This is a genomic window from Bradyrhizobium cajani (assembly GCF_009759665.1).
Classification (GTDB): domain Bacteria; phylum Pseudomonadota; class Alphaproteobacteria; order Rhizobiales; family Xanthobacteraceae; genus Bradyrhizobium; species Bradyrhizobium cajani.
The window spans coordinates 64,475-76,066 of the sequence record NZ_WQNE01000029.1; the positions used below are offsets into that span (position 1 = coordinate 64,475).

12 protein-coding genes are annotated in these 11,592 nt (G+C 65.4%); 8 read left to right on the plus strand and 4 right to left on the minus strand.

What is annotated here, in order from left to right; genetic code table 11:
- Positions 1 to 18: 18 nt before the first annotated feature.
- Both GPL20_RS28570 and GPL20_RS28575 read left to right on the plus strand, forming a co-directional pair.
- Complete coding sequence (locus GPL20_RS28570; protein WP_254125199.1) at positions 19 to 480, plus strand: MgtC/SapB family protein; 462 nt, start codon at positions 19 to 21, stop codon at positions 478 to 480.
- Positions 481 to 796: 316 nt separating this feature from the next.
- Positions 797 to 3,004 (plus strand): alkaline phosphatase family protein, encoded by a 2,208-nt coding sequence (locus GPL20_RS28575; RefSeq protein WP_157333932.1) that lies wholly within the window; start codon positions 797 to 799, stop codon positions 3,002 to 3,004.
- Positions 3,005 to 3,078: 74 nt separating this feature from the next.
- Here GPL20_RS28575 and GPL20_RS39015 read toward each other — a convergent pair whose 3' ends face one another.
- From GPL20_RS39015 to GPL20_RS28580, 3 genes are all read right to left on the minus strand, one after another.
- Positions 3,079 to 3,246 (minus strand): hypothetical protein, encoded by a 168-nt coding sequence (locus GPL20_RS39015; protein ID WP_167533260.1) that lies wholly within the window; start codon positions 3,244 to 3,246, stop codon positions 3,079 to 3,081.
- Between the two features lie 233 nt (positions 3,247 to 3,479).
- Positions 3,480 to 3,623, minus strand: a complete 144-nt coding sequence (locus GPL20_RS39020; RefSeq protein WP_167533261.1) for a hypothetical protein — start codon at positions 3,621 to 3,623, stop codon at positions 3,480 to 3,482.
- 149 nt (positions 3,624 to 3,772) lie between these two features.
- The gene (locus GPL20_RS28580) at positions 3,773 to 4,396 is read right to left on the minus strand and encodes a ParB-like protein (protein WP_157333934.1); all 624 of its coding nucleotides are present in this window, start codon (positions 4,394 to 4,396) and stop codon (positions 3,773 to 3,775) included.
- Between the two features lie 325 nt (positions 4,397 to 4,721).
- Between GPL20_RS28580 and GPL20_RS28585 the strand changes: the two genes are divergently transcribed.
- The 6 genes from GPL20_RS28585 to GPL20_RS28610 all read left to right on the plus strand — a co-directional run bounded on the left by GPL20_RS28585 (position 4,722) and on the right by GPL20_RS28610 (position 9,522).
- Positions 4,722 to 5,063, plus strand: coding sequence for a hypothetical protein (locus GPL20_RS28585; RefSeq protein WP_157333936.1), 342 nt, complete (start codon positions 4,722 to 4,724; stop codon positions 5,061 to 5,063).
- A 222-nt stretch (positions 5,064 to 5,285) separates the two neighbouring features.
- On the plus strand, positions 5,286 to 5,573 hold the full coding sequence (locus tag GPL20_RS28590; protein WP_007592476.1) for an acyl carrier protein: 288 nt from the start codon (positions 5,286 to 5,288) through the stop codon (positions 5,571 to 5,573).
- A gap of 10 nt (positions 5,574 to 5,583) precedes the next feature.
- Entirely contained in the window at positions 5,584 to 6,054 is a 471-nt protein-coding gene (locus tag GPL20_RS28595) for a 3-hydroxyacyl-ACP dehydratase FabZ family protein (RefSeq protein ID WP_157333939.1), read from the plus strand.
- A complete protein-coding gene (locus tag GPL20_RS28600) occupies positions 6,051 to 7,256 on the plus strand; it encodes a beta-ketoacyl-ACP synthase (RefSeq protein ID WP_157333941.1) in 1,206 nt (401 codons plus the stop codon). The genes GPL20_RS28595 and GPL20_RS28600 overlap by 4 nt, the downstream gene beginning before the upstream one ends.
- A gap of 47 nt (positions 7,257 to 7,303) precedes the next feature.
- On the plus strand, positions 7,304 to 8,581 hold the full coding sequence (locus GPL20_RS28605) for a beta-ketoacyl-ACP synthase (protein ID WP_157333943.1): 1,278 nt from the start codon (positions 7,304 to 7,306) through the stop codon (positions 8,579 to 8,581).
- 8 nt (positions 8,582 to 8,589) lie between these two features.
- Entirely contained in the window at positions 8,590 to 9,522 is a 933-nt protein-coding gene (locus tag GPL20_RS28610) for a lipid A biosynthesis lauroyl acyltransferase (RefSeq protein WP_157333945.1), read from the plus strand.
- Between the two features lie 158 nt (positions 9,523 to 9,680).
- Here the strand turns inward: GPL20_RS28610 and GPL20_RS28615 are convergent, their stop codons facing one another.
- Positions 9,681 to 11,411 carry a winged helix-turn-helix domain-containing protein gene (locus GPL20_RS28615; protein ID WP_157333947.1) on the minus strand — a complete coding sequence of 577 codons (1,731 nt, stop codon included), beginning with the start codon at positions 11,409 to 11,411 and terminating at the stop codon, positions 9,681 to 9,683.
- Positions 11,412 to 11,592: the final 181 nt, after the last annotated feature.

The window sequence follows — 11,592 nt, forward strand, 5'->3', positions numbered from 1 at the left end:
AGACATGACCGACAAGCCGTGACCGAGCTCGACTGGCCCGAAATCCTGCTGCGCCTCGGCGCCGCGACACTCGCCGGCGGCGCGATCGGCCTGAATCGCGACCTGCACGGCAAGCCGATCGGCCTGAAGACGCTCGGCATCGTCGGGCTCTCCACCGCAGCCGTCGTGCTGCTCGCAGTCGAGTTCGCCGAGCCCGGCAAGATCACCGATGCCGCAAGCCGGGTGATCCAGGGCATCCTGACCGGAATCGGCTTCCTCGGTGCGGGCGTGATCGTCCACGAGAGCGAACGTTTCCGCGTGCGCGGCCTGACCAGCGCGGCCTGCACCTTTCTCGCCGCCTGTCTCGGCATTATCTGTGGCGCCGGGCAGTGGAAGATCGTCCTGATCGCTATGGCACTGGCTTTCATCCTGCTCACGATCGGCCATCGCGTCGAGCGCTGGCTGCACCGCCAGCTTGGCGGGAGCGACGATCCCGGGTGAACGCGGAAGCGGCAGCGCAACAGCGATGCGACCGCACACGCAACGCCCGGGTTCCAATTTCTGACCAGTGGCCAAACAAGATGATGTCAGGTGTCGACATCATCGCGCATTAGATCGTTGTTTGAGCATGGTCTTTTCGAAGAGCAAATGCATTGCTCTTTCGTGTCGCGTGTCAGCGATCACAAAGCCACAGCTCCGCTGTGTAATCTCGACGACGTACACGCGTCACATCCGCGTCGTCGGCCTCGCTCGATAATCGCGCCCCATTCCACACTACACCGCGCCGGAATTGCGCAAGCGAGCTTGGGGCATCAACATGAGCAAGAAGACCGTTTTCTCCCTGATGGCGGCGACGTTCCTCGCCACATCGCTGGCCGGCGTTGCAGTCCCGGCGCGCGCCGATAACGACGACCGCGACCGCGGTTTCGGCAACTCCCCCGATCACGGCCACGGCGGCGGCCATCACGGCCGCAAGCCGCAGGTCGTGCTGATCTCGCTCGACGGCGCCAAGCCCGATTTCATCCGGCAGTTCATCGAAGAAGGCGTGCTGCCACGCAACGGTGGCCTGGCCCGGCTCATGCATCGCGGCGCGGTGGCAATCCAGAACGTGACGGCATCGCCCTCGCTCACCGCGGTCTCGCACATCGAGATCGCCACCGGCTCCAACGCCGTGCACAACGACATCCCCTCGAACACCTTCCAGGCGGTCGTCGCACCGATCTCGTCGAGCATCAGCGGCTTCGCCGCGCCGATCGGCGGCTATCAGGAAAGCCCCCTCGGGCCGTCGCCGCATCCGACCGCGACACCGCTGTGGGTGCAGCTTCGCCAGCAGGGCAAGAAGGTGGCCACCGCGACATGGCCCGGCGGCGACGGCGCCGACATTGCCATCAACGGCACCGTGGTGCAGCCGGCCCAGCCGATCCGCGTCACCAACTATACGGTGCCGTTCGGCGCCTTCGGCGGCCTTTCGGCTCAGGGTTTCTCATTGTCCCAGACGGACTTCGCGCCTGATCCGGCGATCATCACGGCGCTCCAGGCGGCCGGCAAATTCTCCTACAGCCCGGTGCTCGCGACGCCGAACCCGATCGAGACGTTCTCCTGCTCGTCGGCTGCGCCTGCGACCTGCACCAGCGCGTCGACGCTCGACGTCAAGTACGCGATCCGGGTGGCGGCGCTCGACACCACCAACGACAACGTGGTGAACTACGACACCCTCGTGTTCTTCGATGCGATGCAGGGCATCAAGCCGGGACCGTTCCACGCACCGTCGACCGGGCCGGCCTACGTCAGGCTGGGCGGCGAGAACGCACCCTTCTTCTTCGAAGGCAGCGGTGCCAAGGTCGGTGCCGCCTACTTCGTCTCGCAGCTTGCACCCGATCTTTCGGTGGTGCGCTTCGCTCGCTACGGCGCCAATTACATCCCGCGCAACGCGGCGGTGCTGGCCGACGTCGACGACATCAACAACAATATCGGCTTCTGGCGTCCGCAGGCCGATTTCCGCATTCCGGAGCGGCTGAGCCCGGGCTTCACCAACTTCCCCGACATCGAGATCGAGACGATGTACGAGGACATGGTCAAGACCTTCGTACGCTATCAGGCGGACATCGGCGAGCGCGCGATCCAGAACCATCCCGAAGCCGACCTCGTCATGGTCTATATCGAGCAGCCCGACGGCTCCGAGCATCAGTTCCTGCTCACCGATCCGCGCCAGGGCACCAATCCGAAGGATCCGAACTCGATCGGCGCCAACCAGGATGCCGCCAAGGTGGCGCGCTACGCGTCGTACATTCGCTTCGCCTACCAGACCGCCGACAAGGCGGTGAAGCGGATCGCCGATGCGGCCGGCCCGGACAGCAACGTCATCGTGGTGTCGGACCACGGCTTCGCGCCGTTCCACACCTCCGTCAGCATGACCAACATCCTGAAGAATGCCGGCGTCGACACCAGCAAGGTTGCGATCCGCACCTCGGGTCCGGCCGTCAACATCTACGTCAACCTGCAGAACCGCGAACAGGGCGGCAGCGTCGATCCCGCGACCTACCGGGCACTGGTCATGCAGATCACGGATGCGGTGAAGAACGCGGTCGATCCGAACCCGAAGTTCAACTTCTCGCTCGACAGCGGGCGGCTCTTCACCGTCGTCGAAACCCGGCCGCTGCAATGCAACGCCGGGCTCGGCCAGTGCACCAGCAAGACCATCGGCCAGGATTTTGGCGATGTGTTCGCGCTGATGGCTCCGGGCTACAATTTCGACGGCATCCAGAACCCCGGCGTCGCCCGCCTCGGCGACGCTCCGTTCAATGCGGCGACGACCACGCTGTCGATGCCGAACTTCTACGGAGCCCACGGCCACGACCCCGAGCTGCCGGTGATGAGCGCGACCTTCATCGCCGCCGGCCCTGATATCCAGAAGACGGTGATCCGGCGTATGCGCAACCTCGACGTCGCGCCGACCATCATGCGGATCCTCGGTGTCAGGCCGCAGCAGGTCGACGGCGAAGTGCTGCGCGATATCCTGCGCTGAAGAGGCGCACGCCTCCAAGCTCAACCGATGGGCGCCGTTCAGCGCCCATCGTCATTTTTCCTGGCTCCGTTCACTCACGTCTTGCGCCGCAGGCTCCAGAGCGCTCCGGCGCCCAGGATGGCTGTCACGAGCAGGATGGCCACGAAGGTCTGGATGATGGTGAAGTTGAGCGCATCGCGCGCGACGAACAGCGCGGTGATCGCGCCGGCAGCGACAAAGAGGATGCGAAAGATCAAGCTCATGGCTGCTTCTCCAGGTCAGCATGACTTGGAGCACGGGCCCTCGACATCGGGGCGCAACGCTGCTTCGGCAATCATGCAGAGCGGAGCCTAGCGGGGTGCGCCGATATTCATTTGCGGCAGGTCAAGCACGATATCGACCATCGGCCCGATCCGGCCGGCCAGCAACTGCGCCGCCCATGCCGGCTTGTGGCGCGACAGTGCTGCGCTGCCTACGGCTACGAAGCGTTATGCCCCTAATGCTTTGCCATCAACTCGAGCGCCGGGGCAAAACGCTCGGCGAATGTCAATGTCTTGGCGTGGTGAACAGCGGCAAACGATGCCGAGATTCCTGCTGAGGCGACCGCGAGCACGGCAATGGTGAAGACCAGACGGCGCATTCCTGCCTCCTGTGTGAGCTCGATACCCCAAGAGATGGGACGGCTCTGTTTCAGGACCGCTTCGTGCGGGCAAAAAATGATTTCGCTCAAGAGGCTGTGATGAGGTCCGGTCTGCGAGGCAGCATGGCGTGCTGATATGGCGTTGCGCCCTAGTCATCGTCCGCCGGACCGCACCAGCCGGGCAGGTAGATCGCATTCTTGCTCCTGGCGGCGGACATGGCCTTCTCGATCGCCTTGTCGAAATCGGCAGCCACCGCCTTGCGCGACAGCTGCCGGCGCAGATAGTCGGCCCACAGGAATTCGGAGAACGGCGTGGTGTCCTTGGCGAAGCCGCCCATGCGGCGGAGCTCGCCGGCAAGACTCCGGAACGGATCGTCCTTGAGATCGGCGACCGATTTCGGCAGATCGCGGAACGGCCGCCTCTCGCCCTTGGTATCGTAGGGGTAGACCCAGCGCTTGTTGTCCATCACGCCCCAGAACGCCTCGCGCTCGACCATCCTGAGATCGCCGATCACGGTCACCAGCACCTCCTTGACGCCCTCGTCGTGCAGCGCGCGGCCGAGATGATGATGGTCGATCACGTAGTAGCGCCCGTCCGGCCCAAAGACGACGGGGATCATGTGCTTGCCGAGCAGATCGGCCTGCTTGTTCTTGTCGTGCTCGCGCCAGCGCTTGCGCTTCTCCTTGACCTCGCGCATGCCGACCGTCATCTGCGTCGGACGAAGCGACAGGATCGGCACCGGATGCACTCGCGGCTCGCGCGTATTCGTCATGGTCGAAGGGCTCCTCACACGGTTGCAGAAGGTCGTCCAGGTTCCCCGGACTATGCCATGGCCCCTCATGCTGCAAAATGCGTCCGGCAGAGGCGCGGAGATCACAACCCGATGTTCACGGGACGGAGGCGCACTTCGCGGCGGTTGCTGCAACGCACCCCGGCGCGTCCCGACGGCGGCATGGCGGCCGGTTCCGCAGTCACTTGCGCCCCTCAATGAGAGGGCGTGCGAACGCGCAATGCACGTCTGCGTTGACAAGATTTTCTGCAACCGGTGCATCACGTGTGCTATCTAAAAATCGCTGCTTCGGAGTGATCCCCTCACCATGAAAACCCAGCGGCCCATAAGCTCTGATGACGAGCACCGGGTGCTCCAGTTCAGGCCGCGCAACTCGTCTTCCCCGGTGGTTCACCGGGGTAGCGGCACCGTGCAGCCGATGCGCGCGGCGCCCGAGCGGCTCGACCTGTCGCGCTACGAGCAGCCGCGCGCCGAACCGGGCGATTTCCGCCATCGCATGCTCGCCAACATCGCGGCGCTCGCCTTCACCATCGCGCTGACAGCGATCGGGATATGGCTCGCCGTCAGCATCGCCGACCTGCGCCGGACCCAGGATTGCGTGCTGATGGGCCGTCGCGACTGCGTCAAGATCACGACCCCGCACATCTAAGGTGCGCCCCGCGCCGGCCCCTGGCCGAAGCGCCTCTGGCAGGCATCCCCAACCCCTGTCCCTGCGGCCGTCCGGCTCCATTGAACTCAGGGCGGCGCTCCGATATACGGGCTTTCGACCCGGCCAGAGGGGGGTTTGAGGGCGTCATCGGGGCGCGATGCCCACCCACCATGCCACTCTGGAATATCTGACAAATATCCGCAATATATCAAAGGCTTAGTGATGTCCTCCACATTCGATCAGGTCGCTACGATCATCGCTGAAACCTGCGACATCCCGCGCGACACGATCACGCCGGATAGCCATGCCATCGATGACCTCGGCATCGACAGCCTCGATTTCCTGGACATCGCGTTCGCGATCGACAAGCAGTTCGGCATCAAGCTGCCGCTGGAAAAGTGGACTCAGGAGGTCAACGACGGCAAGGCGACCACCGAGCAGTATTTCGTGCTGAAGAACCTGTGCGCCCGCATCGACGAACTGGTTGCGGCCAAGGGCGCGAGCGCCTAATCGGGCGGTCATGCAACTCGAATACTTCCACATGATCGATCGCATCGTCGACCTCAACGTCGGCGAGAAGAAGATCGTCGTCGAAGCGCAGGTCCCGAAGGAAAGCACCATCTTCGAGGGGCACTTCCCGGGCTATCCCCTGATGCCCGGCGTGCTCCTGATCGAATCGATGGCGCAGGCCTCGGGCTGGCTTCAGCTTGGCCTGTTCAAGTTCGAGCGCATGCCGATCCTGGCCGCCGTGAAGGAGGCCAAGGTGCGCGGCTCGGTGTTCCCGGGCGATCTCATGAGCATCGAGGCGAGCATGGCCCATGAGGGCTCGGGCTACGCCATGACCGAGGCCAAGATCAGGGTCGGCGGCAAGCTGCGCGCGAATTCGACACTCACCTTCACGCTGATCCCCTTCCCCAATGCGGATATGCGCGGGTACATGGCGAAGGTCGCCGAGCGCGTCGGCTTTCCGCAACAGGCCGTATCGCCATGACTGAGACTGCTTCGAAGCCCGGCCAGACGGAAGTCTGGATCACCGGCATTGGGCTCGCCACCTCGCTCGGCGAGGGGCTGGACGCCAACTGGACCGCGCTTCAGGAGAAGCGCATCAATGTCGACGACAAGGGCTTTGCGCCCTACGTCGTGCATCCGCTGATGCCGGTGAGCTTCGACAGCCAGATTCCCAAGAAGGGCGACCAGCGCCAGATGGAAGCCTGGCAGCGCATCGGCACCTATGCCGCGGGCCTGGCGCTCGATTCCGCCGGGATCAAGGGCAACAAGGACATTCTGTCGAAGATCGACATGGTGGTGGCCGCCGGCGGCGGCGAGCGCGATCTCAACGTCGACTGCGGCGTGCTCACGGCCGAGGCCAAGGGTGCCAATGCGCCGGGCTTCCTCAACGAACGGCTGATGAGCGATCTCAGGCCGACGCTGTTCCTGGCGCAGCTCTCCAACCTGCTCGCCGGCAACATCGCCATCGTGCATGGTCTCGGCGGCACCTCGCGCACCTTCATGGGCGAAGAGGTTGCGGGAGCCGACGCGGCCCGCATCGCGCTGTCGCGCATCGCATCGGGCGAAAGCGACATTGCCCTCGTCGGCGGCTCGCACAATGGCGAGCGCAAGGATCTGTTGGTCCTCTACGAATTCGGCGACTTCAATTTGCAGGACAAGTTCGCTCCCGTCTGGGCGCGCAAGGACCATGCCGGCTTCGCGCTCGGCTCGGCCGGCGCGTTCCTGGTGCTGGAGTCCAGGGCGCATGCGGAAGCCCGCGGCGCCAAGCCGTTCGCAAAGCTGTCGAGCGTCGTCGCCGATCTCGCCAAGCGCAAGCAGCCCGGCGACATGGCTGCGACGCTGGAGACGCTGTGGGCCAAGCTGCCCAGGCGCGAGGGCAAGGCGGCGATCATCACGGGAGCGACCGGCGCGGAGCCGGCCACGTCCGAGGAGCGCAGCTTCCTGAAGAGCCATGCCGACTTGCCCGTGCGGGCGACCGGCACGATGTTCGGGCACACGATGGAGACGCAATTCCCACTCGGGATCGCGCTCGCTGCGCTCTCGATCTCGCGCGGCGCGCTGTTCCCGCCGAACGATTCGACCGGGACCGAGATTGAAATGCAGGGGGCGCCCACCCAGATTGTGGTGGTGGGGGCCGGACACTGGCGCGGCGAAGGCATGGCGCTGGTCGAGGCGGTGAGCTGAAGCGCGGCGCGCTTTGGCGGATGCTCTAGCTTTATCGGGGGATCGACATGACTGCACCACGCGACAAATTCGGGCGTCCCGTCGTCGTCGTCACCGGCATGGGCATCATGACCTCGCTCGGCACCGGCAAGGCCGACAACTGGGCAAAGCTCGTCGCCGGCGAATCCGGCATCCGTACCATCACGCGCTTTCCAATCGACGGCCTGAAGACGACGATGGCCGGCACGGTCGATTTCATCGATGTCGATCCGTTCTCCTCCACCGGCCTGTCCGAGCGGATGGCCGAGCTGGTGACGCAGGAAGCGCTCGAGCAGGCCGGCATCGGTGCCAAGGCCGATTTCCCGGGGCCACTCTTCCTTGCGGTCGCGCCGGTCGAAGTCGAATGGCCGCAGCGCCGCGAGCTCGGCCGCGCCGTCGGCAAGCTCGACTTCACCTACGACGACCTGCTGCGTATCTCCGGCGGCGGCAAGTACAGCGCCTATCACCACCGCTTCATGTTCGGCTCGGTAGCCGCGCATCTCGCCGAAACCTTCGGCACCAAGGGCTCGCCGATCTCGCTGTCGACGGCCTGCGCCTCCGGCGCGACCTCGATCCAGCTCGGCGTCGAGGCGATCCGGCGCGGCGAGACCGACGCCGCGCTGTGCGTGGCGACCGACGGCACCGTGAATCCCGAAGCGCTGGTACGCTTCTCGCTGCTCTCGGCGCTGTCGACCCAGAACGATCCGCCGCAGGCGGCCTCCCGCCCCTTCTCCAAGAACCGCGACGGCTTCGTCATGGCCGAAGGCGCCGGCGCCCTCGTGCTCGAAAGCTATGAAGCCGCGGTCGCGCGCGGTGCAAAGATCCTCGGCGTGATCGCCGGCTGCGGCGAGCTCACCGATTCCTTCCACCGCACCCGCTCCTCGCCCGATGGCAAGCCGATCATCGGCTGCATGAACAAGACGCTGGCCGATGCCGGCATGACGCCGGACCAGATCGACCACATCAACGCGCACGGCACCGCGACGCCCGAGAACGACAAGATGGAGTTCAACACGACGTCGGCCGTGTTCGGCGAGCTCGCGCAGAAGATTCCGGTCACCTCCAACAAGTCGATGGTCGGCCACACCATCTCGGCCGCCGGCGCGGTCGAGGCGATCTTCTCGCTGCTGACCCTCGAGCATCAGCGCATCCCGCCGACGATCAATTACGACAATCCGGATCCCACGATCCTGTTCGACGTCGTCGGCAACAAGGCACGCGATGCCCGCGTCACCGCTGTCATGTCGAACTCGTTCGGCTTCGGCGGCCAGAACGCCTCGCTGATCCTGACGCGCGAACCGGCCTGACCGGACGCATGGCGCTGCTGACTGCGAGCACGAAGGCCCGCGCGCGGGAGGCTGCCAAGTCGGTCGGTGGAGGCCTGATCGGCGCCGCCACCGTCGCGATGCTGCGCACCACGCGCTATTTCGATCCGGCCAAGACCTCGGACTTTTTCGCGCGCGTCGTCAAGCTGATTGGCCCGCGCCTGCGCGAGCACCGCATCGGCCGCGCCAACCTCGCCGCTGCCTTTCCGGAAAAGTCGCCCGAGGAGATCGAACAGATCCTGATGGGCGTCTGGGACAATCTCGGCCGCGTCGGCGCCGAATTCGCCCATATGGACCATGTCTGGGACTATGACCGCGACCATCCGGAGAAGAGCAAGATCGAGCTGCCCCAGCGCAGCATCGAGCTGTTCGACCAGATCCGCGACGACGGCAAGCCGGCACTGATCTTCGCCGCGCATCTGGCCAACTGGGAACTGCCGGCGCTCGCGGCCGTCGCGCATGGGCTGGACACCGCGATTCTCTATCGCCGGCCGAACATCGCCTCCGCCGACCGCATCATCCAGGAGATGCGCCAGGTCAACATGGGCACGCTGATCCCGGCGGGCCGCGACGCGCCGCTGCGGCTTGCGCAGGCGCTCAAGGACGGCAAGCACGTCGCCATGCTGATCGACCAGTATCTGACCGGCGGGGTCGAGGTCACCTTCTTCGGCCGCAAGACCCGCGCCAATCCGATGCTCGCGCGGCTCTTGCGCCAGATCGAATGCCCGATCCACGGCGTCCGCATCATCCGCCTGCCCGGCGGCCGCTTTCGCGGCGAGCTGACCGAAGAGGTTCAGCCGGTGCGCGATGCCGAGGGCAAGATCGACATCCAGGGCACGACCCAGGCAATCACGAGCGTGGTGGAGAGCTGGGTGCGCGAGCATCCCGAGCAGTGGCTCTGGCTGCACCGGCGGTGGCGGTAGCTCCGCCGTCATTGCGGAGGCGCGCTCTCCTCATACTCCGCTGTCATCGTCCGACTTGATCGGGCGATCCAGTATTCCAGAGACTTTGACGAATACGGAGAGGCCGCGGCGTACTGGGCGGCCCGGTCAAGCCGGGGCATGACAGCGCGTTTTAGCCCTCACTGCTCCGGCAATCCTGCGTCGACCTCGGCCTGAACGACGCGGTCCCAGGCCGCGATACAAATCGGACTTGCGTTCTTCATCGGCGGCCAGACGCTGCGCCGGTTCGTCCCGGGCCGCAAGCGCAGCCCCTCCGCGATTGCCGCCTTCGCCTCCTCGGACCGGCCCGATCTCTGATAGGCGGCGGCGAGCAGAAAGTGCGAGCGGCCGGTCCCCGGCGTGATGGCGATCGAGCGTTGCAGCCACGGCAGCGCCTCCTCGTAGCGCTCCATCAAGGCATAAGTCATGCCTGCTCCGAGCAGCCAGGTCCAGCGCGAGGCCGGCGGCGTATCGTAACGATCGGCCTGCTGGAATGTCGCGAGCGCATCGTCGAAGCGGCCGAGATAGATCTGGCCGAGGCCGATCAAATAGAGCGCAGAGCCGTTCCACGGATCGAAGCTCAAGGCCTTGGCGCAGGTGACGAGACTTTCCACGAAATGATTGGTCGCGCTGAGGAAGCGGCAAGAGGCCTCGAGCACGGGAATAGAATTCGGCTTCAATCGCAATGCGCGCTCGAGCGTCGCATTGGCCTTGGCCTCGACCGCAACAGCCTCCTCCGGGCTGAACCAGACCATCTGGATGCCGCGCATCTGCAGCGATGAGAGCGCGACGGCGAGATCGACATTGTCAGGATCTTCGTCGAGCGCCTTCTGCAGCATGGACTGCGCCATGCCGAAACGCTCGCGCGTGGTCTGGTTGATCGATGCGAGCGACTGCTCGACGGCAACCTTGTCGCCGCCCGCGGACGATTTCCGGCTCGCTGACGAGGAGGCGCTGGGCTCCAACAGCTCGTTGAGGCGGCGCGCCAGCACATGCCCCACGCCGGCGACGAGGCGCGACTGCTGAACTTGTGCATCCGCCTCGTCGGCAACGGCCGACGCAGCGGCGACCGCCTGAACCTCGCCGCTGCCGGCCTTGATGATGCGGGCCCGCAAGGTCCAGGATTGATCGCCGTGCTGCAGCTCGCCGCGGATCTCGTAATCGGGCGATGCGGCCACCGCGCTTGCGCTCTCGACACCCGCCGTCGCGCGCGGCGCGACCACGCTGATGTTCTGGATCTTGGCAAAACCATCGGTGAGGCGAGCGGTGACCTCGGCTGCCACGGCTGCACCGCGGGAATCATTGCTCCCGTCAACGATCGCCGTCACGGCGATCCGCGGCGGCGTGCGCTTGAACAGGAAGTCGGGCTTCAGCACCGGAGCTGCGACCGCAAGCCCGATGATGATGACGCAGAACGCGGCCACGGCGCCGATCACGGCCGGGCTGCGCAGGTTGAAGATGGAGCGCGGTGCCAGCGTTTGTATCGGCGCCGCCTCGGCCTCGGCAGGGACCGCTGGCTCGGCCACAACCGCAGCCAGTACCTCGGCATGAACCGCGCTCGCCTCCGGCTCGATCACGACATCAGCCGTCAGCGAATAGCCGCCGCCGGAGGCGAGCTTGATCAGCTGCCGCCGCTCGTCGCCGAGCGCGGTGCGCAGCTCGCGGATGCACTGGAACAGGCTGTCCTCGCCGACATGGACGTTCGGCCAGACCGCCTCCATCAGCTCCTGCTTGCTGAGGACCCGACCGCCGCTGGTCGCGAACAGCCGCAGCATCTCGAAGGTCTTCGGCCGGAGCTTGATCGCAACGCCATCCGGCCCCTGCAGCTCGCCGCGCTGTTGATCCAGCCCGAAGCCGGCGAAACGAAGCAATTGATCCCCCCGCCTCTTTCTGGCCGGCTCATATAGAGGAACTGTGTCGAAAAAGCCCGAAAAGTTTCCCTGAAGCGGAAATATCAGAAACTTTCAGAAACCGCCCGCCCCCGTATCAGGACACCCCTCCGGCCCCAATGCGATGAATCCCGTCGAGGACTCGCGGTTCGCGCGATTTGGG

Bases quoted from the DNA above. Each gene is read 5' to 3' on its own strand.
- GPL20_RS28600 (WP_157333941.1), top strand. From the start codon at position 6,051: ATGACTGAGACTGCTTCGAAGCCCGGCCAGACGGAAGTCTGGATCACC.
- GPL20_RS28595 (WP_157333939.1), top strand. From the start codon at position 5,584: ATGCAACTCGAATACTTCCACATGATCGATCGCATCGTCGACCTCAAC.
- GPL20_RS28610 (WP_157333945.1), top strand. From the start codon at position 8,590: ATGGCGCTGCTGACTGCGAGCACGAAGGCCCGCGCGCGGGAGGCTGCC.
- GPL20_RS28590 (WP_007592476.1), top strand. From the start codon at position 5,286: ATGTCCTCCACATTCGATCAGGTCGCTACGATCATCGCTGAAACCTGC.
- GPL20_RS39020 (WP_167533261.1), bottom strand. From the start codon at position 3,623: ATGCGCCGTCTGGTCTTCACCATTGCCGTGCTCGCGGTCGCCTCAGCA.
- GPL20_RS28585 (WP_157333936.1), top strand. From the start codon at position 4,722: ATGAAAACCCAGCGGCCCATAAGCTCTGATGACGAGCACCGGGTGCTC.
- GPL20_RS28575 (WP_157333932.1), top strand. From the start codon at position 797: ATGAGCAAGAAGACCGTTTTCTCCCTGATGGCGGCGACGTTCCTCGCC.
- GPL20_RS39015 (WP_167533260.1), bottom strand. From the start codon at position 3,246: ATGAGCTTGATCTTTCGCATCCTCTTTGTCGCTGCCGGCGCGATCACC.
- GPL20_RS28605 (WP_157333943.1), top strand. From the start codon at position 7,304: ATGACTGCACCACGCGACAAATTCGGGCGTCCCGTCGTCGTCGTCACC.
- GPL20_RS28580 (WP_157333934.1), bottom strand. From the start codon at position 4,396: ATGACGAATACGCGCGAGCCGCGAGTGCATCCGGTGCCGATCCTGTCG.